The organism is Haladaptatus marinus, assembly GCF_051194195.1.
The window spans coordinates 453,964-475,510 of record NZ_JBLZNK010000002.1 but is presented as its reverse complement, the minus strand read 5'-3'; the positions used below and the strand labels follow the sequence as shown (position 1 = coordinate 475,510).

The 21,547-nt window shown below is 59.7% G+C and carries 17 protein-coding genes, 2 tRNA genes and 1 pseudogene; 13 read left to right on the top strand and 7 right to left on the bottom strand.

Annotation, left to right across the window (positions count from 1 at the left end; genetic code table 11):
- The first annotated feature begins 44 nt into the window (after positions 1–44).
- From ACN2TU_RS04515 to ACN2TU_RS04505, 3 genes are all read left to right on the top strand, one after another.
- Entirely contained in the window at positions 45–2,420 is a 2,376-nt protein-coding gene (locus ACN2TU_RS04515) for a penicillin acylase family protein (protein WP_435153314.1), read from the top strand.
- Positions 2,417–2,746, top strand: coding sequence for a hypothetical protein (locus ACN2TU_RS04510; RefSeq protein ID WP_435153313.1), 330 nt, complete (start codon positions 2,417–2,419; stop codon positions 2,744–2,746). The genes ACN2TU_RS04515 and ACN2TU_RS04510 overlap by 4 nt, the downstream gene beginning before the upstream one ends.
- A gap of 90 nt (positions 2,747–2,836) precedes the next feature.
- Positions 2,837–3,682, top strand: coding sequence for a class I SAM-dependent methyltransferase (locus ACN2TU_RS04505; protein ID WP_435153311.1), 846 nt, complete (start codon positions 2,837–2,839; stop codon positions 3,680–3,682).
- 132 nt (positions 3,683–3,814) lie between these two features.
- Here ACN2TU_RS04505 and ACN2TU_RS04500 read toward each other — a convergent pair whose 3' ends face one another.
- The 5 genes and pseudogenes from ACN2TU_RS04500 to ACN2TU_RS04480 all read right to left on the bottom strand — a co-directional run bounded on the left by ACN2TU_RS04500 (position 3,815) and on the right by ACN2TU_RS04480 (position 8,903).
- A complete protein-coding gene (locus ACN2TU_RS04500) occupies positions 3,815–4,297 on the bottom strand; it encodes a hypothetical protein (protein WP_435153310.1) in 483 nt (160 codons plus the stop codon).
- Positions 4,298–4,384: 87 nt separating this feature from the next.
- A tRNA-Gly gene (locus ACN2TU_RS04495) sits at positions 4,385–4,455 on the bottom strand.
- A gap of 34 nt (positions 4,456–4,489) precedes the next feature.
- Entirely contained in the window at positions 4,490–5,131 is a 642-nt protein-coding gene (locus tag ACN2TU_RS04490; protein WP_435153308.1) for a class I SAM-dependent methyltransferase, read from the bottom strand.
- A gap of 45 nt (positions 5,132–5,176) precedes the next feature.
- Positions 5,177–7,120 (bottom strand): type II secretion system F family protein, encoded by a 1,944-nt coding sequence (locus ACN2TU_RS04485; RefSeq protein ID WP_435153307.1) that lies wholly within the window; start codon positions 7,118–7,120, stop codon positions 5,177–5,179.
- A 157-nt stretch (positions 7,121–7,277) separates the two neighbouring features.
- Positions 7,278–8,903 (bottom strand): annotated as a pseudogene (locus ACN2TU_RS04480) (type II/IV secretion system ATPase subunit).
- A gap of 260 nt (positions 8,904–9,163) precedes the next feature.
- On the opposite strand from ACN2TU_RS04480, the gene ACN2TU_RS04475 reads away from it, so the two are divergent.
- Entirely contained in the window at positions 9,164–9,637 is a 474-nt protein-coding gene (locus tag ACN2TU_RS04475; RefSeq protein ID WP_435153305.1) for a DUF5793 family protein, read from the top strand.
- Between the two features lie 45 nt (positions 9,638–9,682).
- Here ACN2TU_RS04475 and ACN2TU_RS04470 read toward each other — a convergent pair whose 3' ends face one another.
- On the bottom strand, positions 9,683–9,814 hold the full coding sequence (locus ACN2TU_RS04470; protein ID WP_435153303.1) for a hypothetical protein: 132 nt from the start codon (positions 9,812–9,814) through the stop codon (positions 9,683–9,685).
- Between the two features lie 91 nt (positions 9,815–9,905).
- Between ACN2TU_RS04470 and ACN2TU_RS04465 the strand changes: the two genes are divergently transcribed.
- The 7 genes from ACN2TU_RS04465 (at position 9,906) to ACN2TU_RS04435 (ending at position 18,192) form a co-directional block, all read left to right on the top strand.
- On the top strand, positions 9,906–11,267 hold the full coding sequence (locus ACN2TU_RS04465) for a phosphohexomutase domain-containing protein (RefSeq protein ID WP_435153302.1): 1,362 nt from the start codon (positions 9,906–9,908) through the stop codon (positions 11,265–11,267).
- A gap of 88 nt (positions 11,268–11,355) precedes the next feature.
- A complete protein-coding gene (locus ACN2TU_RS04460; protein ID WP_435153301.1) occupies positions 11,356–12,519 on the top strand; it encodes a BMP family lipoprotein in 1,164 nt (387 codons plus the stop codon).
- Positions 12,520–12,565: 46 nt separating this feature from the next.
- Positions 12,566–14,113 carry an ABC transporter ATP-binding protein gene (locus ACN2TU_RS04455; RefSeq protein WP_435153299.1) on the top strand — a complete coding sequence of 516 codons (1,548 nt, stop codon included), beginning with the start codon at positions 12,566–12,568 and terminating at the stop codon, positions 14,111–14,113.
- Positions 14,110–15,429, top strand: coding sequence for an ABC transporter permease (locus tag ACN2TU_RS04450; protein ID WP_435153298.1), 1,320 nt, complete (start codon positions 14,110–14,112; stop codon positions 15,427–15,429). The genes ACN2TU_RS04455 and ACN2TU_RS04450 overlap by 4 nt, the downstream gene beginning before the upstream one ends.
- Entirely contained in the window at positions 15,422–16,474 is a 1,053-nt protein-coding gene (locus tag ACN2TU_RS04445; RefSeq protein ID WP_435153297.1) for an ABC transporter permease, read from the top strand. The genes ACN2TU_RS04450 and ACN2TU_RS04445 overlap by 8 nt, the downstream gene beginning before the upstream one ends.
- Positions 16,475–16,668: 194 nt before the next feature.
- Positions 16,669–17,301 carry a cytidine deaminase gene (cdd, locus tag ACN2TU_RS04440; RefSeq protein ID WP_435153659.1) on the top strand — a complete coding sequence of 211 codons (633 nt, stop codon included), beginning with the start codon at positions 16,669–16,671 and terminating at the stop codon, positions 17,299–17,301.
- Positions 17,302–17,373: 72 nt separating this feature from the next.
- On the top strand, positions 17,374–18,192 hold the full coding sequence (locus tag ACN2TU_RS04435) for a nucleoside phosphorylase (RefSeq protein WP_435153295.1): 819 nt from the start codon (positions 17,374–17,376) through the stop codon (positions 18,190–18,192).
- Here the strand turns inward: ACN2TU_RS04435 and ACN2TU_RS04430 are convergent.
- Positions 18,189–20,504: a DUF2298 domain-containing protein gene (locus ACN2TU_RS04430; RefSeq protein WP_435153294.1), complete on the bottom strand. Its 2,316-nt coding sequence runs from the start codon at positions 20,502–20,504 to the stop codon at positions 18,189–18,191. The genes ACN2TU_RS04435 and ACN2TU_RS04430 overlap by 4 nt on opposite strands.
- A gap of 150 nt (positions 20,505–20,654) precedes the next feature.
- Here ACN2TU_RS04430 and ACN2TU_RS04425 point away from each other — a divergent pair.
- Together ACN2TU_RS04425 and ACN2TU_RS04420 are read left to right on the top strand one after the other, a co-directional pair.
- Positions 20,655–20,729, top strand: a tRNA-Met gene (locus ACN2TU_RS04425).
- A gap of 116 nt (positions 20,730–20,845) precedes the next feature.
- Entirely contained in the window at positions 20,846–21,532 is a 687-nt protein-coding gene (locus tag ACN2TU_RS04420) for a type 1 glutamine amidotransferase domain-containing protein (protein WP_435153292.1), read from the top strand.
- Positions 21,533–21,547: the final 15 nt, after the last annotated feature.

Sequence of the window (21,547 nt, the reverse complement as noted above, 5' to 3'; positions counted from 1 at the left end):
ACCGGGATACGGTTATTTATATCGGCTCGCTCACAGTTCGATACATGGATACGGATATCACGCGGCGGGCACTCGTCGGGGCGATTCTCGGCGGAACCGTCGCCGGGGGCGCGCTATCGCCGGTTCGGAGTTATCTCCGACGGTTCGCTCCCTTGAGTGGGACGGCATGGAACGGGGCGACAGACCGCCCCGATTCCCAGGTCGAGAGTCCCTATGGCTCCGCAACACTTCGGTACGACGCGGACGGCGTTCCGAACATCACCGCGGATAGCGAGGAGGCACTCTATTTTGCGGTCGGCTACGCGCAAGCGAGAGACAGACTGTTTCAACTCGACCTCCAGCGACGGCTGATGCGCGGCGAAGTCGCCGCATTCGTTGGCGAGGCGGCAGTATCGACCGACGAGTTTCACATCCGGATGGATTTCGCGGGCGCGGCGGAAGCGACATGGAATCACGTCTCAGACACCGAAACCGGCGTACTCGTCCGCGCCTTTTCCGACGGCGTCAACAGGCACATCGAGAACGAATCCCTTCCGCTCGAATTCTCCCTACTTGAGTACGAACCCGACCTGTGGACGCCCGCGGACACGATGTTGATGGAAAAACAGATCTCGTGGAACCTGACCGGGAGCTTTCTGACCCTTCGGCGGGCGAAGGTTGCCAAAATGCTCGGACGAGAAGCAGCCGAAGATCTCTATCCCGCGCGGCTCGACCACGATTCGCCCATCATTCGAGACGATGAAAGTGACACCCAAAATTCCACGAATCAGTTCGATTCGTCCGGCGAACCATCCGCCGAGGTTCCGGCGGGAAATTCGGTCGGAACGCCCCTGCTCGACTGGCTGGGCGAGTTCGAACGCGACCACGGAATCGGGTCGAACAGCTGGGTCGTCTCCGGAAAACACACTAAAAACGGCAAACCAATCGTTGCGAATGACCCGCACCTCAACCTGATGGCCCCGCCAGTTTGGTACGAGATGAACCTCGAAGTCGGCGAAACACGGGTTCGCGGCGTCACCTTTCCGGGAGTTCCGTTCGTCGTCATCGGCCAAAACCAGGCCGGGGCGTGGGGATTTACGAACACGGGGGCGGACGTTATCGACTTCTATCGGTACGAGACGGACGGCGACCGCTATCGCTACCGAGGCGAGTGGCGAGAGTTCGACACCGAACAGCGAGAAATCGAAGTCGCAGATGGCGAGAATCAGAGGATGACCGTCAGAAAGACGGTTCACGGGCCGATGCTGGAACGCGACGGTCATCGCGTCGGTGTCGCGTGGACTGGCCACACCGCCACCGAGACGACGCTAGCGATTTACCGGTACAGCAAGAGCAAGGGCATGGACGATATCCTCGCCGCGACTCGACAGTTCGACCTGCCGACGCAGAACCTCGTATATGCGGACGTATCGGGCAACACACTCTACTACGTCACGGGACGGATTCCGCGTCGGATGGTGAACGGCGAGAAGGTTCGCGGAAATCGAATTTTCGATGGTTCCGCAGGAGACGGCGAGTGGAAAGGATTCACCCCATTCGGCGTCTCGTCGTGGGAGGGGTTCGTCCCGTTCGAGGAGAAACCGCACGTCATCAATCCCGATATGCTGGCGACCGCGAACCAACGGGTGACGGACGACCCGTATCTCTCCGAGGGCTACTCCAGTCCCTATCGTGGGAAACGAATCTACGAACTGCTGGACGAGGAGGTCGAATCCGGCACTATCGACGGGAGGACGATGAAACGGATTCAGGACGACACGCTCGATATCCGCGCCCGAAACCTCGTGCCGGAACTGCTTGATGCTGCACGTGGAACGAACGGTCTCCAGTCGGCGGTCGAAATGCTGTCGAACTGGAACCGACGGATGGAGCGCGACTCTCGGGGTGCTCTGTTGTTCGTCCACTGGTTCGATGCGTTTCGAGAGGAAACGTTCGCCGAGGAGTTCAAACGAGCAGGGTTGGACGAAAGCTACTATCCTCGCGACTGGGTGCTGGCAAACCTGGAAGGAGGACGATGGTTCGACGGCGAAGGACGGAAGTCTGTGATGGTTCGTGCCCTCCGAAAAGCCATCGAGACGATTGACCAGGAAGGGTACGAGACGTTCGGCGATTACAATACGACCCGAGCCATCACGCATCCGTTCGACCAATCGTTTTTGAACTACCCCAAACTGCCGACGGACGGGTCGAGTCACACCGTGAACAACTATCGCGTGGATTCTGCGGTCGGCAGTAGTTGGCGCATGATCTGCCCGATGGGCGGCGAGTCGGAGGCCATCCTACCGGGTGGTAACTCGGGCGACTACTTCTCCGACCACTATCGCGACCAACTGGAAGCGTGGGCGGACACCGAGTACAAACCGATGCCGCTCGAAATTCGCGGCGACGTAGCGGTGGCGTTCGACGGGGGCGAACAATGAATCGACTGGTGGAATTTCGAGCGGATTCGAACCGGCGTTGGTTAGCAGTCGGTGCAGGTGTCGTCATCGGCCTCGCTCTCGCGTGGATACACTGGATTGGCCTGCTCATCGGCGGTGCGCTGGTCAGCCTTCCGACGAAGAACTGGAAACGCGGGGTTCTCGCCGGACTGGGTTTCGGCGTTCTCTCGCTCCTCGTGTTCGTCGCTCTGCTGGCGTTTTACGGGTCGCTCGTTCCGGCGCTCGAAATGGGTCAGATTACCGCCCTGGTGGTCGCGATTCCGCTCCTCGCGGGGACGATCGGCGGACTCGCGCGCGTGCTGGTGTAGAAATGTCTACGCGAATCGTGACTTCTGCTCGAACAATAACGCCTTCCCCCGCACCCGAATGACTTTGCGCTCTCACACGAACGTCCCCACATGTCCGACGACGGCACATCCTCAACGGACGATTTTCTGCAAACGAATCGAAAACGCTGGGACGAACTCGCCGAATATCATCCGGATACCGAATTTTACGACGTAGAACGATTCCTCGACGGCGAAACGACCCTTGAACCGCTGGAACTGGACGAACTTGGCGACGTGACCGGAAAAACGCTACTCCACCTCCAGTGCCATTTCGGACTCGATACCCTTTCGTGGGCGCGGAAAGGTGCGACCGTAACCGGCGTTGACTTCTCCGAGACGGCCGTCGAATTGGCGCGCGAACTCGCCGACGAGGCCGAGATGGACGCCGAGTTCGTCGAAGCCAACGTCTACGACCTTCCCGACGAACTCGATGGCGAGTTCGACGTAGTGTTCACCTCCTACGGCGTCCTCGCGTGGTTACCGAACCTCGACGAGTGGGCCGAAGTCATCGCCGAGTTTCTCGCACCGGGTGGCACCTTCTACATGGCGGAGATACATCCGTTCGGGACGACGCTCGCCGACCTCCGATCGGACGGGACTGCCGACTTCGAGCACCCGTACTTCGAAGCAGGCGCAACGCGCTACGAAGTCGAAGGCACCTACGCGGATTGGGAAGCGGATATCGAGAACACTACCGCTATCGAGTGGCAACACGGTCTCGGCGAGGTCGTTTCCGCGCTCGCCGCGGCAGGATTGAAAATCGAGTTCGTCCACGAGTTCCCGTTCTCGTGCTTCCAGCAGTTTTCGGCGATGGAACAGGGAGACGATGGGTGGTGGCGTGTCCCCGACGCGGAAGGCCAGGTGCCGTTTACCTTCTCGGTGAAGGCGACTGGCGAGACGCGAGTTGTCACGTAATCAGGAGCATGCGAGCAACTGCACCCACTCGTCGGCAACCGACTGATACGTTTCGATGGTTTCGGGGTTCGTCATCTCTCGACCGACATTAACGAATCATTTCCCTTAGTTGTCATTGTCATCGGACTCCGCTCACGGTGAACCGCGCGATACAATCCGTCTCGTCCCCGATTCCGTGACCAGCAGATACAGCAACAGCACGAGAAGCGCGAATTCGGAGACGAGCGCGAGGAACACCACCGGCCCGGCAAGGAGGTGGTCGAGTAAAAACGGCAGGAGTGGGCCGCGGTGCTGTGTTCCCGCCCCGAGTAAGAGCAGTGGTCGGTGACCACTCAGATGCCAGCCGAAGTAGCCGAGAATGTAACCCGCCATGAGGACGATTCCACCGGCGTATAGGAGTCTGCGGTAGCGTCCCGCTGCCGCGACGAACAGTCCGATGATCATCGCTGCTCCCGAGACAACGAACAGGGGCCAGCGTAAGTCACGCGGAACGAGAAAACCGGCCATCAGCCATCGAGTCCAATTGAGCACCCCCAACGAGAGGTGAATGACCGCGATGATGACCGTGAGTTGCGCGGCGACGAAGTGAATCCGCGAAATGGAGTCGGAACCCATCAGTATAGCTAGGCGATAACGTCGTAAAGTAGTTCGTGTCCTCGTAACACACGCTGGAGAAACCACTCGGAAAGCAGTAGTTTAGAATGCACCGGACGGGACTTGAACCCGTGCCATGAGCTTGGAAGGCTCAGGTCCTACCACTAGACCACCGGTGCGCATTTCCGAATTGTGCATGCCGGTTTAAGGGTGTTACTGTTTCCGTCCACTAACCACGGCGTAACAGTTCCCACTCGAAATCGACACGTCGTCGGGAACGAGCGCGCTTTCCGCGACATCCGCACGGAATTCCTCGGGTGAGTAGATGTGGTAAAATCGCGGAACGGTTTCGCCGCCGGGGAGCGTCCAATCGACCGTCGTGTCGAAGGCCTCCTCCTGGTCGAACTTGTCGTGGGCCGTGCTCCACGCACTGACCAGTGCGACGCCGTCCGGGGCAAGAACGCGGGCCAGTTCGTTTAGGCTGCTAACGCGTGCTTTGCGGGTTGGCAGATGGTGAAGCGTTGCCACGTACACCGCAAGGTCGATGCGATTCGCCGAAAGCGGAATTCGTGCCGCATCGCACTGGACGAGGTCAACGTCGAAACCGCGTTCCTGCGCACGGGCGATGGCTTCTACCAACAACCCCGAACTCACGTCCGCGCCGATGACGCGCTTTGCGTGTGAAGAAAGCAGTTCCGCGTGCCGTCCGTTGCCACACCCGAGGTCGAGGGCGGTGTCGGCCTTTCGTCCATCGAGAAACGACTCGACTTCGGGCCACGCGTACTCCCGCGTTTGGGCGAAATGCGCCGCGATTCGGTCGTAGGTGGCCTGAACGTCACCCCTGTTCGGCTCCATATCCCAACTCTCGGGCCGGGAGTGAAATGTCCTGCGGGTGAAAGGCTACGGATGAAGGAAAAACTGGAGCGCGAGGAAGACGACGTAGGCGATTGCGAGCATCGCAGTCGCGTGTTTTGCACCATCCCGAATTTTTCCCTCGCCCATCTTGCCCGCCACGAAGCCCGAAAAGAGGGCTTGCATCAGCGCAGTGTGGAAGAAGACGAGTCGGTAAGCGTCGAAATCCACGCCAGCGATGTTCCCGAGACCACCGAGGCTTCCACCCGCGGGGACGTTATCGCCCGCGTTCGCTTCGGGGAGATTTTCGAGCGCGGGCATGAGAATCGCTGACAGCGCCACGACGATGACGAGGAAGACGAAAAACGAGATGTAGATGATGATGAGGTAGGTCATCATTTCCTGTGTCCGCTGTCGTTTGAGTCGCCGGGATGCCTGCGCTTCGTCCGCCGCGATTCGGAGCACGCGACCGACATCACCGCTTGCGTGCATCGCGTTCGTCACGAGGGTCACGACTCGCGTGATGATCGGCGTATCGACCCGGTGCTCGAACCGGCGGAGTGCGGTTGCGGCGTCGGTTCCCCATTCGATGTCGCGCCACACGCGCTGCAGCTCCGCGTTCAACACGCCGAGGTCGCTGTTGGCGACCCGGCGAAAACTCTCGACGACCGTCATCCCTGCCTCGTTGACGCTCGCGAGTCGGTCGAGCAGGTCGGGCACCGCAGCCTCGATTGCCTTGATTCGCTGTCGTTTCATCTCTCGGACGACGGAAAAGGTCGCCAAGACGAACAGCGTCGCTAGCACCACAGTGTCATCTGCGGACGCGAGCGTTGCCGTTCCCGCCGTGAATTCGGTGCCCAGACGGATCAGAACCGAGAGGAGCGCGAGCGGAATCGTCACGTAGAGAATGGCAGTCGGCTGTTCGCGGACGACTCGAAACGGGTCGGAGAGCGCACCTCGAACGTCTTTGAATCGGTCGTAAGCCGCCAGTCGCTCGACGTTGACGGTCGAAACGCCACCGTCGCTCACCGCACGTCCGGCGTCAGGGTCGCTTGATCGGCGTACGTCGAGCGGGTTCGATGTCAGGAGCTCTCGCGTTTCTTTTCTGACGCTCAAGGACTCAGTGATACTGTCGAGATAGACGACGAACCCGGCGTTGCCGAGCGGGATGAACAGATACGCCATCAAGTAGAGAATCGTGAGCGTGTCCGTGACGCCCATCAATCCGATGACGACGAGGATGGTGATGAGGATGAGGAGGGGACCGACGACGAACAGGGAAACGCAGCCTTCCGCCAACGTCGCCAGCAGTTCCAGAAAGGCCTCCTGTTGTACTTTCGCATCCTTCTGATAGCGTTCGTACTGGTCGTGCAGATAGGAAGGAAGGCTTTGCCCGCTTTTAAGGACGCTGGCGAGATTGTCGCCGAACTCCTCGAACTTCTCGCTCGTCGACTGTCTCGCCATCTGGCGGATGGCGGTCAACATGTCGAGGCCGAACAGATCCATCGCCTTCACGCCGACGGCGATTTCCTCCGCGGTTTCGCCGTACACTTCCCGGTTTCGCGCCAGGGTTCGCATTATTTCGGGAAACGCCATCCCGCTCCGCGAGAGGGCGTAGATGAACGCCACGGTTCGCGCGAGACTGGCGTCGATTTGTCGAGCACGGGCATCACCTCGGTGAGACGGCGTCTCCCATCGAAGCCAGTAGGTCATGACGCCGCCGAAGAGACCGACCGTCGCACTGCTGAACAACAGCAGGACGAACAGTTCGCCGAGCGAAAGGTTGGGAACCGAAAGCAGGTTCGTAAGAAACGCGAACTGCGACGGGAGCGATTCGCGAACCGTTTCGGGCGACACCGAAAGCAGTGCCAGCACCAATCCGGCGAGATAAACGCCGATGATGCTCCCCGATACCGCCGCCAATGCCGCATACACCCACGCTTTCGACGCGTACAGCCGATAGGTTTCACCGACGTGGGCCGACCGCAGCACCGCAGACCGTTTCGACCGCTATCCCGAACGTACGTGCCGAACGTTTGCAGCGAGAACCGGGTGATGGTTCGGTACGCCATCTTGCTGACAGGGGACAGCGCAACGGGCGCGAGTAGAAAGAGCGCGAAAGCGAGTGGAACGAAGTTGAGCAGTCCCATTAGTCAAACTCCGAAACATCGCCTTCGACGTTTCGCTCGACTTTCGCTACCACTCGCTCGGGGTCGGCGTAATACTCGTTGACCATAGCGGTGAACCGGCGGTAGTCGGTCACGCCGTTTTCGCGGAGATACTGGAGGACGAGTTTCCTGTCGCGCAGTTCCGACAACAGTCGAGAACGCGACCAGCCGTGATTTTCCCGAATCTCATCGAGTACGTCGCTGTCGCGGTTGCGAACGGTGTCGGTTGCGGCGTCCCACGAGAACGCCGTCGAGTAGTCCAGATCGCTGGTTCGCTGGTCGATACCGTTGATTTCGGCAAGCGTTCGGTTCCGGCGGACGCGCTCCTCGCCGACGTAGGTGAGCGTTTGGATGGAGAGGATGTCGAGCGACTGAATCATCGCCCTCGGCACGTTGATGGGTTCGTTTTCGAGGCGGTTGATGACGGTTTGGATGCTGTTGGCGTGCATCGTGGAGTAGGTCGTGTGGCCGGTGTTCATCGCCTGAAACAGCGTCATTGCCTCCTGTCCGCGAACCTCTCCCACCGCGATATATTCGGGTCGGTGGCGGAGGGCGGAGCGAAGCAGGTCGTACATCGTGATATCTGCACCCTCGTCGAGTCGGTCGCGGGTCACGGACGAAAGCCAGTTGTCGTGATAGAGGGTCAACTCCCGCGTGTCCTCGATGGTGAGAACCTTCGAGCGTGGCGGGATGAACATCGAAGTCGCGTTCATCGAGGTGGTTTTGCCGGAGGCGGTTCCCCCCGCGAAAATGAGCGATTTGTTGTTCTCGATGGCCAACCAAAGGTAGGCCATCTAGTCGAGCGAGAACGTTCCGTAGTTCACCAAATCGACCGGCGTAAACGGTTCGTCCGCGTACTTTCGGATGGTGAACGCCGACCCGCGCGGCTTGACTTCCCTGCCGAGCGCGAGTTCCGCACGACTGCCATCGTGCAGGGTGGCTTCCAAGACGGGTTCGCCGACGCTGACGTGTTGACCGGACTGCTGGGCGAGGCGAACGACGAGGCTGTCGAGTTCCTGCTCGCCGTAGGCGACGTTCGACTCGATATCGTTGTACTCGTCGTGATAGACGAACAACGGCAGGTCGTAGCCGTCACACGAGATGTCCTCGATGTGCGGGTCGTGCATGAGCGGGTCGAGTTTGCCGAAGCCACGAAACGCGCGGAAGAGATAGTAAAAGAGATGGTAGAACGTTGCGGCGTCCACTTCGACCCCGTACACCTCCAGCAGTTTCCGGCGTTCATCGCGGAGGACGCCTTCCGCCGTCTTGTTGCCCATCTATCGTCGATAGATAAGCGACTCGCGCAGATCCGAGAAGAGTCGGTAGAGCAGTTGCGCCTCGAACTCGTCCAGTTCGGGTTCGACCACGTAGTACAGATGCTCGTTCGCGTCCGAATCGTAGTTGATGGAAACGAACGCAAACGGCGCAGTCACCCAATAACGTTCGATTTCGCGATACCCTGGAACGCCGGTAAACATAATGAGTGAGCCGTGTTCCCCCGGACTGTACTCCCCGACCGAAATGGTCGAATCTTGAAGCATCTCGACGGTACGGCGAATCGTTCGCCGAAACTCCCGGACGCGGACGGTCAGTCCAGTTATATTCAATCTGACATAAAATTTTACTGTCCATCACGCGACGGTCTCGGCTTTGTCGGCTGATTTCACCCCATCGAACGCGTGACATATACTGTTTCGTGACTCTCATTAGCGTGTGGGTACTTAAATCATGGCTGGATAGCTTCAGTCTCCACCAACCAAACAGTTCACCGAAAGGATGGCGAACCGTGGTTCGGGAAGTCATAACGTGACGTGTCGTCTCATGGCGTTACGTTCATGAGACGCGAGAACGTAGGCGAGCGTACGGAATGAGGCGCGACTACTTCACACTGGACGTCGAAAATATCGACTGGGTTGATGCGGACGGAACTCCCCGTAAGCCGACGGTAATCATTGATTTCGAAGGGCCGTCTTCGACGCTCCGCGAGCGCCTCACAGGTCTCGACGGTGAACTGCTCGAAGCCGACGAGACGGACGTGACGTTTCGCTTGCAGGCAAGTCTGGACGACCCCGAGACAACGGGCGTGGTGAGCGTAACGAACCGGACGACGGGGGATTTCATCCTCGAACTCAACGAGGACGCCGAGGACGTTCTCAAATTCATCCGCGCTGCTCGCGCGTTCGGCGACGAAACCGACGAATCGAATGGGCGCTACCACGTCGATATCGCCATCAATGGCGACCACGTGGTCGAGTACGACAAGAGCACGTTTCTCGTCTACAACCGCGAAGGGAACCTTCTCCGTCAGCACAGTCTCATCCCGAGCGGCGTCGAACTGTGAGCAACGCTCCGTCGCCCGTTCACTGACGTCCCGAATCCTGCGCTTTCAGAACCACGGAGTGATGACGCCGGCAAGTACAGCGACGACGTACAATCCAGCGAGTGCTGCGAGAACGATGATAAGTCCGATGATGTAATCGAACACGCCTCGTGGCGTCGTCAATTTTGGCAGATTCATGTCAGCCTATACGACGGACTGACGCATATCGTTACTGGGACAGGAGACGAAAATCGAGGGAACCTAAGTAGTCACGAGCAAATCCACTCGTATGAATCTATTCGGAACCGCGGGAATCCGCGGCAATGTCGTCTCGCGCGTGACGCCCGAACTCGCGCTCGCAGTCGGACGGTCGGCGGGTAGCCCGGGTGAAACGTTCGTCGTCGCCCGTGATGGGCGCGAAACCGGTGCCGCCCTCGCCGCGGCGATGGAGGCCGGATTGGAGAGCGCCGGTGCCGACGTCCAGCGTGCGGGCCAACTTCCAACACCTGCGCTGGCGTTTGCCTCGCAGGGACGAAACGGTGTCATGCTCACGGCAAGCCACAATCCGCCGACAGACAACGGTATCAAACTGTTCGACGACGGCCAGGAGTACGACCGCGACGCCGAACGCGCTGTCGACGCCGGTGTCGAGGACGACGCACCGCCGCTTTCGTGGGACGAGTGGGGCGACAGTACGCACGTGGACGTTCTCGATAGCTACCGAGATGCTGTCATCGAGTACGCCCGAGAGCATGGCGCACCCCTCGATGGCCTCCGAATCGCCGTGGACTGCGGAAACGGGATGGGAGGCGTGGCAACCCCACAAGTCCTTCGCGCCCTCGGCGCGCGAGTCGTCACGCTCAACGCGAACGTGGACGGACATTTTCCCGGCCGACCGAGCAAGCCGACACCGGACACCCTCACCGACCTGGCCGAATTCACCGCCGACGGCGATTTCGCCTTCGGACTCGCGCACGACGGTGACGCGGATCGGCTCGTTCTCGTCAACGGTGACGGCGATGTCGTTCACGAAGACACGATCGTCGCGGTTCTCGCGGAGCATTACACGAGCGAAAGCGACGCTGCCGACCCGGTCGTCGTAACGACACCGAACGCATCGGCGAGAATCGACGAGCGCGTTCGGGCTGCGGGCGGACGCGTCGAGCGCGTCCGTCTCGGCGCGCTTCACGAGGGAATCGCAGCAGCACTCGCGGACGGCGACGACGACACCGAAGTCGTCTTCGCGGCCGAACCGTGGAAGCATATCCACACCCTGTTCGGCGGGTGGATAGATGGCGTCGTCAGTGCGGCAGTGCTCGCACGACTCGTCGGTGATGCTGGCGGTATCGAGGCACTTCGGGCAGACGTCACCGAACGACCGTACCGAAAAGTGAGCATCGACTGTCCAGACGACGCGAAAGCGGAAACCATGGAACGGTTGGAGACGGCCGTTCCGGAGCGATTTCCGGAAGCGAACGTGCAAACCGAATACGGTGTTCGAGCCGAACTGCCGGACGGGTCGTGGGTGCTGGTTCGACCGAGCGGAACGGAGCCGTACATTAGAGTGTACGCCGAGAGCGAGGACGTTGACGGGTTAGTCGCCGAGGCCAGGGATATCGTTACGACGGTAGTGGCTGCAACGAAAAAGTAGCAGACCACGGGGTGTTCTCCTTAATTTTCGCATTTTTGAGCGTGAAGCGACGAGTTTATCACAAATAACTTGTCTGAATTACGCATAGATGACGAACATTGACAAACAGCGTCGTAAATTGATGGTAGCTGGCGGTGCGGTCGGTGTCGCCGGTCTCGCCGGGTGTATCAGCAGCCCGAGTGACAACGGCGGAAGCGGCGGAGACGGTGGCGATGATGGGACATCGACGGGCGAGGGAACCACGAGCGGTTCCAACGCCGAAAGCGATGTCAGCGTCGGTATGGTGTACGCGACTGGTGGCCTGGGCGACAACTCGTTCAACGACATGGCCCACACGGGTATCAAGAAGGCGAAACAGGAACTCGGCGTTCAGTTCCAGAACGCGGAGCCGAGTTCGCCGAGCGACGTGGAAAACCTGCAGCGACAGTTCGCAAAGTCCCAGAACCCCGCCTACGACCTCATCTGCTGTATCGGGTTCGTGCAGACGAACGCACTGCTGAAGAACGCACAGCAGTTCCCCGACCAAAACTTCATGCTCGTGGACAGCGTCGCCGAGAAGGAAAGCGGCGACCTGGTGAAAAACGTCTCGAACTACGTGTTCAAGGAGAACCAAGGTTCGTTCCAAGTCGGTTACCTCGCTGGACTGCTCACCCAGCAGGACTTCAGCGCGGGCAAAGGCGCGACGAAATCCGGCGAGAAAGTCGTCGGCTTCGTCGGCGGAAAGGAAGTTCCACTCATCAAGAAGTTTGAGGCCGGATATAAAGCAGGTGTCGCACACGCGGGCGAGGACATCGAAGTCCGCACCGCCTACGTCGGCGCGTGGAACGACCCCGTTGCGGGGAAAGAAGCCGCGGTTTCGATGTACGACAACGGCGCGGACATCGTCTACCACGCTGCCGGTGGTTCCGGAACTGGTGTGTTCAAGGCGGCCCAGCAGAAGGGTCGATTCGCAATCGGTGTCGACAGCGACCAGTCGAAGGCACAGGGAACGGCGAAGTTCAGCAACGTCATCCTCGCTAGCATGGTCAAACACGTCAACGAAGCCGTGTTCCAATCGACGAAGAACGTCGACGATGACAGCTTCAAGGGTGGGTCGGTCAACTCCCTCGGTCTGAAAGAGGGTGGTATCGAGGCGGTTTACGGCGCAGACCTCGGTTCGAAGATTCCGGACGGCGTGAAATCGAAAGTCGAGGAGTCCCGAACGGCTATCGTCGATGGCGACATCAAAGTGCCAACGAAGGTAGACGAGTAAGCACAAAACCACGTGTTTAAACCGGTAGAATGGAAATCCAGATTCAATGAGCCGGGCGGTATATCTCGACGGCATTACGAAACGATTCCCGGGAGTCATCGCAAACGATGACGTTGACCTGTCCGTGGAATCGGGTTCCATCCACGCACTTTTAGGGGAGAACGGCGCCGGAAAGACGACGCTGATGAACGTCCTGTACGGGTTGTATCAGCCAACCGAAGGACAAGTCGTCGTCGATGGCGACCCACGTGAGTTCGATTCCCCGCGGAACGCAATCGAGGCGGGTATCGGAATGATTCACCAGCACTTCATGCTGGTCGATACCCTCACGATAGCTGAAAACATCGTCCTCGGAAACGAACCCCGAAAGTGGGGTGGACTGGCGATGGACGAAGACCGTGCCGTCCGCGAGGTGCGCGAACTGAGTGAAAAATACGGATTCGACGTCGACCCGAACGCGCTCGTCGAAGATGTGAGCGTTGGCGTCCAACAGCGTGTCGAAATCCTGAAAGCACTGTATCGTGGCGCGGACGTGCTCATTCTCGACGAACCGACCGCCGTGCTCACGCCGCAGGAAATCGACGATCTGCTTTCCGTTCTCGACGAACTCACGGCACAAGGAAAGAGCATCATCTTCATCACGCACAAACTCGGCGAAGCGATGGACGCCGCCGACCGGATTACCGTCCTCAGGGATGGGAAAAACGTCGGGTCGGTTTCGACCGACGGAACCACCCGCGAAGAGCTCGCGGAACTCATGGTCGGGCGTGAGGTGCTGCTCGAAACCGACAAATCGGCGAGCGATCCCGGAGAGACCGTACTCTCGGTGTCCGACCTCCGAATGACCGACGAACGCGATGTGGTGCAGGTAGACGATGTCGCGTTCGAGATTCGAGAAGGCGAGGTGTTCGGCATCGCAGGTGTGGACGGCAACGGGCAATCCGAAGTCATCGAGAGCATCACCGGACTTAACGCGCCGGACGAGGGGAGAATCGACTTCCTCGGAAGCAATGTAACCGAGACGAGTCGTCGGAGTCGAATCGATTCCGGAATGGCGTATATCCCGGAAGACCGCCACGAACAGGGGCTGGTGATGGAGTTCGACCTCGTGGAAAACGGACTCCTCGGCAGTCAGCGCACACGGCCCTTTTCGAACGACGGGCGCATCGATTGGGATCGAACACGAACGCACGCGGAAGACATCATCGAAGAGTACGACGTGCGCCCGCCGAACGCCGACGCAACCGCGGAGTCGCTGTCCGGCGGCAACCAGCAGAAGTTCATCGTCGGTCGGGAGTTCGCCCGCGACCCCTCCCTCGTGGTCGCCGCACATCCCACACGCGGTGTGGACGTCGGCAGCATCGAGTTCATTCACGACCGACTGCTCGATTTACGCGCTGAAGGCAAGGCAATCCTCCTCGTCTCCTCGAAATTGGACGAGGTTCAGCAACTTTCCGACCGACTGGCAGTTATGTACGAAGGCGAAATCATGGATGTTGTCGACCCTGACCGTGTAACCGAAGAAGAACTCGGCCTGCTGATGGCGGGCGAACAACCGGAAACCGCGCCCAGTATCCGAGGTGAGATACAATGAGTTCGTGGCGAGAGAAAACCGAACAAGTGCTTGGGAGACTCGTCGAGGCGTCCGCAGCGGAACGTATTTTCATCAGTCTCGCGGCGCTCGCGATGTCGATTCTCGTCGGTGGGTTCGTCATCCTCTTTTCGGGGTTCGTTGCCACGTGCTCCGACCCCTTCCTCGCGCAAACGATGCTCATCACCATCCCCGGCAGTGGCGGTTGGGGCATCGCAATCCCCCTTCCGGGGTCGTTCTGTTACAACCCGGTACAGGTGTACAAATACCTCTTTATCGGTGCGTTCGCCGACCCGCAGCAGTTCTCATTGATTCCGTTCAACCCGGCAATCGACCAGTTCAGTCTCGCGAGTACGCTCAGAGAGACGACGATGCTTCTGTTCACCGGACTGGCCGTCGCAGTCGCGTTCCGTGCTGGAATGTTCAACATCGGAACGCAGGGCCAGTTGGTCTTGGGTGCACTCGGTTCGGCGCTTTCCGTACTCTGGACTGCTCCATACGTCCCGAGCGGAATCGTCGGCGGTATTATCCTGATTCCGGTCGGTCTCGTCTCCGGCGCGGTAATCGGCGGGACGTATGGCGCGATACCCGGCGCGATGAAGGCCTACGCGGATGCGAACGAGGTCATCACGACCATCATGTTGAACTTCATCGCGACCGGTATCGCGTTCGTCCTCGTTTCCGAGTACTTCAAAAAACCCGGGAGCGGAAACGTCGAGACGCGCGCGATTCCCGAGTATGCAGCACTCTCTCCGACACTCTTCCCCCGCGGGTCGTCGTTTTCACTCCTCGTTCTCTTCGGTGCCCTTGCCCTCGCGGTCGGTATCTCCCTGCTCCTGCATCGAACTGCCTTCGGTTACGACCTTCGAACGAGCGGGATTCAACCGAAAGCCGCGGAGTATGGCGGTGTTAGCGCGAAGAAAACGATTGTCTCAAGTATGACACTGTCGGGTGCCATCGGCGGCATTGGCGGTGCAGTGTACGTCCTGATGATTCTCAACCGATGGCAGACGGGCGTGCCCTCGTACGGATTCGACGGCATCACCGTGACGATTCTAGCCGGGAACAATCCGCTGGGTGTTCCGCTCGCGGCACTGCTCTTTGGCATGCTCAAAAGCGGCAGTCTCACTATCGACTTCGCACTCGGCGTTCCGAAACAGCTCGTGGGCGTCCTCCGCGGCCTCATCATCCTGTTCGTCGCCATGCCGGAGTTCTTCCGCATGCTCGGCAAACGATGGGTGACCCCCGGAAAGCACAGCGAAAGTGCCGTCGCCACGGATGGCGGTGCCCCGACTGAAGGAGGTGAGGACGATGACTAGCCGCGTTCGAATCGCCGGACTCTCCGTTGGCTCGGTCATCGTGCTCGGCATCCTCGGACTCCTCTTCCCAGGAAGCGCACTGGGCCGACTCGTCGGTACTATCGATGTCAGTTACGCGAGCGCTGCACTCCGTTTCACGGTTCCGATCGCTTTCGCCGCCCTCGGCGGCATCTTCGCCGAGAAGAGCGGAGTGATCAACATCGGGCTGGAAGGGCTGCTCATAATCTCCGCATTCACTGGGGTCGCAGTCGCCGACGCGTTAGCCGGTTCGGCCGGAACGACACAGACGACGCTTTGGCTCGGCTTCGTCGCCGCGGTGATGGCGAGCACGCTCTTCGCGCTCCTGTTCGCCGTCATCTGTATCGAGTTCAAGGCCGACCAAATTATCGCCGGACTCGCAGTGTGGCTAATCGCGCTCGGACTCGCGCCGTTCGCCAGCAAGGTCATCTGGGGCCGGGTCAACAGTCCAAGCGTCGGCACCCTCAACAACTGGCAGATTCCACTCCTCGCGGACATTCCGGTCATCGGGCCGATATTCTTCAACGCTAACCCGACGGTGTACATGCTTCTCGCCGCGGTACCGCTCTCTTGGTTCGTGTTGAACGAGACGGCGTTCGGACGCTGGATTCGATCCAGCGGTGAGAACCCGATGGCACTCGACACGGTCGGGGTCGACGTGCGGCGCGTTCGCTACGCGAGCGTCCTCATCTCTGGCCTCCTCGCAGGTATTGGTGGCGCGGGGCTGTCGCTCGGACAGGCAGGTCTGTTCAACGGAAGCGGCACGACGATGGTCGATGGCCGTGGCTGGATCGGCATCACGGCGTACCTGTTCGGGAACTACAACCCGCTCGGTGCGTTCGGTGCGTCGTTCCTCTTCGCCGGTCTCGACGCGCTCCAGATTCGACTTCAGCAGGCTGGCTTCCAACTCCCGAACGAACTCATCGGAATCATTCCGTACGTGACGGTTATCATCGTCTTGGCGTTCGTCGGCCGCACCCGCACTCCGAACGCGGCAGGCGAACATTACGAATCCGGCGAGGAGTAGGGCGGCAGACGGTCTGTCGGCAAGATTGGTTTTCGATTCGGTTCCGTTCTTCCGCGAGACACGACGATTTTGGATTCGTTTTGGTTTAAAAAGATTCGTAGAAGAGGGAAGTTTGCAGATGAAATTTCTCTGTTCGAATGGATACATACGGAGAAGTTACCGTGACGAGAGGAGTACCGATTGGCATTTAGCAAATCACGACTTCAAACACCGCAACCGCACCTCGACCTTCCCAGCCTCCTCGTTCGCTCCGGAAGAACGAACCTCGTCCGAGTTCCCGCTCGCTCCCGGGAACGACGCTCACTGCGTCCCTCGCACGGTCGCGGTGCGAACGCCACGACTTCGCGCGCCGAAGAATCCGGTTGCTCGTCCGGAAACACGGCGTATCATTCGATTCACCTTCGGATGCTATTTTAACAGCCGTCACGAACCAATTCTGTATGGACGAACTCGTCGAGCAAGCGCGCGAAGTACAGGAGCAAGCACATGTCCCCTATTCGGAATATCCGGTCGGTGCGGCACTTCGAACCGCCGACGACACCGTTTTTGTCGGCTGTAACATCGAGAACGCGAACTACAGCAACTCGCTCCACGCCGAAGAAGTCGCCATCGCCGAGGCGATAAAACAGGGCTACCGGGAGTTCGACCGTCTGGCCGTGAGTTCCGCACGGCGGGATGGTGTGACGCCCTGTGGCATGTGTCGCCAGACGCTCGCGGAGTTTTGCGACGATTCGCTCGAAGTGGTCTGTGACGAGGGCGAGAGTGTGACGGCGTACACACTCGGCGAACTGCTTCCGAACACGATTACCGAGGAAATGCTGGAGTAGGGTTGACAACGCCACGACAAACGACGCGGCCACGACGAAGCATCTATTTTTCCGGCGACGAACTCACATGACATGGATGACAGCGAAGACCCGAACGCGGACGTACAGTACCACATCGAAGTCGGCGAGGGTGACGTTGCGGATGCGGTACTGCTTCCCGGAAATCCCGAACGTGTGGATAAGATAACGCAGTTCTGGGATTCGGCGACAGAAGTCGCCTACCACCGCGAGTACCGAACCGCGACCGGCACGTACGACGACGCATCTATCAGCGTGACTTCGACCGGAATCGGCGGTCCGTCCGCCGCAATCGCGGTCGAGGAACTCGCGCGAATCGGTGCGGACACGTTCATCCGCGTCGGGTCGTGTGGCGCGATTCAGGAGGAGATGAACGTCGGCGACCTCGTCATCACGACTGGCGGGGTTCGACAGGAAGGCACGAGCGACGAGTACGTCCGCGAAGACTACCCAGCAGTTGCGGATTACGAGGTCGTCGCCGCCCTCGTCGCCGCCGCCGAACGACTCGGCTACGACTATCATACGGGAATCACGATGAGTGCTGACAGCTTTTACGCGGGGCAGGGCCGCCCCGGATTCGAAGGCTTCAGCGCGGAGGGTGGCGACGAGCTGGTCGAGCATCTGAAAAATGCGAACGTCAAAAACATCGAGATGGAAGCGAGCGCGATTATGACGATTGCGAACATCTACGGCCTGCGCTCAGGGGCGGTCTGTTCGGTGTACGCCAACCGCGAAACGGGCGAGTTCCGAACCGAGGGAGAATCACACGCCGCGGAAACGGCCAGTCTCGCGGTGAAACTGCTCGCGCAGATGGACGACCAAAAGGCGGCGGCCGGTGTCGAACGCTGGCATCCGGGGCTGTCGCTGGATTAGCTCGAACCGCCGGCTTGCGCCTCGATAACCGTCTGATTCACGCGGTAGATGGAAACCGACCCGGAACGGTGGGCTTGCTCGATTCCCGGGTAGGTTTCGAACGGCGTTCGACCGTACCACTGGCGTTCTCGCGGGCCGTAGTAGATGTACTGAACGTCGTATTTGTCCAGTTTGTTGGCGCGCGTGCTCCACCCGGTGTTCGGACTGAGCATCAGTTCGACATCCCGTTGTCGCTCGTAGTACGCGGATTCGCCACGATAAATTCGTTCTTGATACCAGCCGAGGACGGTTGGAATCCCTGTAAGCGATGAGGCTGGACTGCCCCACTGGTAGGGTTTCCCCGGTGCAGAGACGATGTGTGGTCGTCCCTCCTTCGCATCCAGCCACTCGATCGCACCGGCCTCACCTTCGTGTACCGTCCAGATGAACGCCATTCCGTCGAGCGTCGGGTCGTCAGTGCGATGAATCGCTTTGTCCGTCGTGACGTGTTCGCTGAGGGCGAATGCGCCGTAAACGGACGACGAAAGCAAGAGGAAAACAGCGAGGACGACCATCCCGACACGACGTGAAATCGGAACTCCCGACGAATTTTCGGATGTTCCGGACGCAGCGGCCGTTTCGGACGACGCGTTCGAGCTGTAGCCGGGGATGGAGTCCGTCAGTAGTCGCATCAGCACGACGCCGACAGCGACGGCCCAGAACGTCCACACCTGCATGTACACTTTGAATACGGTGTTGAATCGCCCGGAAATGGCGTTGTCCTGGACGTAGACGAATTCGACGAGCAAGACGAGGCCCGCCCCTGCGACCAACAGTACCGTCTCGAAACCGAGGTCGGCGTCGAGTCGAAGGAGAAGCCACCCCGCGGCGAGGAGCGGTCCGATCAACACCACCGCCGCGAACCCGCCTTGCCACCCCAGCACGAGAAGGAGACCACCGAGGACGCCGACGTGCGTGACGTCCCGCCTGTGCCACTGGACGTGGGTTCCGAGGTACAGCGCGAAGGGAAGGAGAAACGCGCCGTGGACGATGAGCAGTTCCACGAAGCTGGTTCGGTCCGGGAAGAAGCCGATGCTTCGAGTGCCTGCCGAACCGAACAGGACGTTCACTACGAACGGTCCTGCCCAGACGAGGGCGAGTACACCGATGACGACGGTAATGGCCATGGCGGAGGCCGTTCGGACGAGTTCGTCACCGAACGCGGACCGCTTCCCCGTCAGCCGCGTTCCACCCGGCACGAGCGTTGCAGGGTGGTCATCGGCAAAGGTGAGCGCAAGCCAGACGATGCCGAGCGCCGTCGGGAAACTCCAGAAACTGATTGTCCCCAGAAATGCGACGGCAGGTGGGAGTGCACCAAAAACGAGCAGTCTCCGCCATCGAAGTTCGGCGCGAGAACGATATACTGCGTAGCCAAGCGCGGTAACGAGCAGCAAAAACGGCTGTCCCATCATGTGGGCGTGAAGGTCACCGTTGATGTACGCGAAAAGCGGAAATTCGCTTATCGTTCCGACCATCACGCGGCTGGCGTCCCAGTACCAGAAATCGATCGGGTTGAGCGGGACGTTCTCTGGTTTCATCTCCAGCGGAGTTGCAATGACGCCGACCAGCGAGCGAGGAAAGACGTTTGCAAGCAGTCGCACGACTGTGAACATGTTTCCAGCAAATCCGACGAAAAACGCGGCGAACAGGCCTGCGAGTCGGGACGGCATTCCACGTCGGTCGGCAATCGCCCGGGCCAACCCGTAGGCTGTACTGACGAGTAGGCCGTAGAACCCCGCCAGTGCGAGGTTGTAGCTGAACTTCGGTGCGGTTCCCGTGAGTTTCGTCAGAATCGCGGAGATGAGGTGACCGCCGTAGTAGTAGCGAACCGGTTCACCGGCGAACCACATGTCCTCGGGTGGGAGCACAGGTGCCCGCATGAGCGACTTCAATAGGCCGAAATCGAGAAATTTCTCCCCGCCGGTCGCAACGATTGCGGGGTCGATGGCGCGGACGAAGACGAGAAACGCGAACGCGACGGTAAATACGACCATCGCTTCGGCGTAGCCACGAAAGTCGAGGTTGATGCTGCTCCACGTAAGAAGCACCGAGAGAACTGCAAGAACGGCGACCGCCACCGCGACGGTGACGGTAGTGAACGCAACTTGGCCGAGCCAGTACGTCACGATGGTTACGACCGTCAGCGAAATCGGGAGTGCAAACGTCGCCCCGCGATCGGGAAATCGCGAAAAGAGCGCGGAAGCGGCTGGAAGGCCCCCGAGTCCAAGCGCATAGTAGACGGTCAACCAGAGGGCGATGAGCGCGAACTCCATCTCTGCCTCTGTGCGTGCGCCGAACAGATATACGTCTTGGGGTCGTGAAATTGATTCGATATTTTCAACCGACCCGTGAAATCACGGTACAAAACCGCATGCGGCAAGCGAATCACAACCCTTAACTATCGGACGGCGGTACGTGAATACAGCGGGATGGGATAGCCAGGAGATTCCGGCGGGCTCATAACCCGCAGACCGGTAGTTCAAATCTACCTCCCGCTACTTTTGAGCGAACTAATATCTCGAAGAGGGTTCTCTTCGGCAATTCACCGGGAGCGAAACAGGCGCGTTCTTCCGCGGCCCCCTTGTTTATTGATTGGGACGCGCTACATCAGTACATGGCATCCGCTCTGTTCGTCGTTAGTGAAGAAGGATACTGGGCCGAAGAGTGCATCGACCCGCTCCAGACGCTCTCCGATGCGGGAGTGGAAATAACCGTCGCAACGCCGAGCGGTTCGAAACCGGTCGTCGATGAACGCTCGACCGACCCCGAAAACGTCGGCGAGGAAACCGCGGAACGGGTTCGCGATGCACACGAAAACGAACCACGACTCCAAAATCCCAAACCGCTCGCAACGACCGATGCGGACGAATACGACGCCGTCGTGTTCCCCGGTGGTCACGGAACGGAATGGGACGTTAATCAGGACGAGGACGCACGTCGATTGCTCCGCAATGCGGTAGAGAGCGGGGAGAAGAAAGCACTCGTCGTCTGTCACGCGGTTGGCCTGTTGGCATTTACGCGCGATAGCGACGGGGACTTCCTCGTTACGGGGCGCGACGTGACCGGATTCCCGAACGAGTGGGAGGAGGGAATCGTGGACGAACACGACTGCATGCCGGATGGACGAAAGCTTCCGTACTGGGTCGAAGACGAAGTGAAAGCGGCAGGCGGAGACTGGGACGCGCAGCTGGATGCCGATACGAGCGTCCGGACGGACGGCGACCTGCTTACAGCGCGCGGTCCAGAATCGTCACATGCAGCGGCGAAGACGCTCCTCGAAGCACTCGATATCGAACGATAGTACGTGAGCAGGATG

Coding starts and splice junctions, on each gene's coding strand:
- ACN2TU_RS04490 (WP_435153308.1), bottom strand. CDS start 5,131: ATGGAGCCGAACAGGGGTGACGTTCAGGCCACCTACGACCGAATCGCG.
- ACN2TU_RS04470 (WP_435153303.1), bottom strand. CDS start 9,814: ATGAATCTGCCAAAATTGACGACGCCACGAGGCGTGTTCGATTACATC.
- ACN2TU_RS04430 (WP_435153294.1), bottom strand. CDS start 20,504: ATGGAGTTCGCGCTCATCGCCCTCTGGTTGACCGTCTACTATGCGCTT.
- ACN2TU_RS04435 (WP_435153295.1), top strand. CDS start 17,374: ATGGATGACAGCGAAGACCCGAACGCGGACGTACAGTACCACATCGAA.
- ACN2TU_RS04450 (WP_435153298.1), top strand. CDS start 14,110: ATGAGTTCGTGGCGAGAGAAAACCGAACAAGTGCTTGGGAGACTCGTC.
- ACN2TU_RS04475 (WP_435153305.1), top strand. CDS start 9,164: ATGAGGCGCGACTACTTCACACTGGACGTCGAAAATATCGACTGGGTT.
- ACN2TU_RS04510 (WP_435153313.1), top strand. CDS start 2,417: ATGAATCGACTGGTGGAATTTCGAGCGGATTCGAACCGGCGTTGGTTA.
- ACN2TU_RS04500 (WP_435153310.1), bottom strand. CDS start 4,297: ATGGGTTCCGACTCCATTTCGCGGATTCACTTCGTCGCCGCGCAACTC.
- ACN2TU_RS04420 (WP_435153292.1), top strand. CDS start 20,846: ATGGCATCCGCTCTGTTCGTCGTTAGTGAAGAAGGATACTGGGCCGAA.
- ACN2TU_RS04505 (WP_435153311.1), top strand. CDS start 2,837: ATGTCCGACGACGGCACATCCTCAACGGACGATTTTCTGCAAACGAAT.
- ACN2TU_RS04465 (WP_435153302.1), top strand. CDS start 9,906: ATGAATCTATTCGGAACCGCGGGAATCCGCGGCAATGTCGTCTCGCGC.
- ACN2TU_RS04515 (WP_435153314.1), top strand. CDS start 45: ATGGATACGGATATCACGCGGCGGGCACTCGTCGGGGCGATTCTCGGC.
- ACN2TU_RS04455 (WP_435153299.1), top strand. CDS start 12,566: ATGAGCCGGGCGGTATATCTCGACGGCATTACGAAACGATTCCCGGGA.
- ACN2TU_RS04460 (WP_435153301.1), top strand. CDS start 11,356: ATGACGAACATTGACAAACAGCGTCGTAAATTGATGGTAGCTGGCGGT.
- ACN2TU_RS04445 (WP_435153297.1), top strand. CDS start 15,422: ATGACTAGCCGCGTTCGAATCGCCGGACTCTCCGTTGGCTCGGTCATC.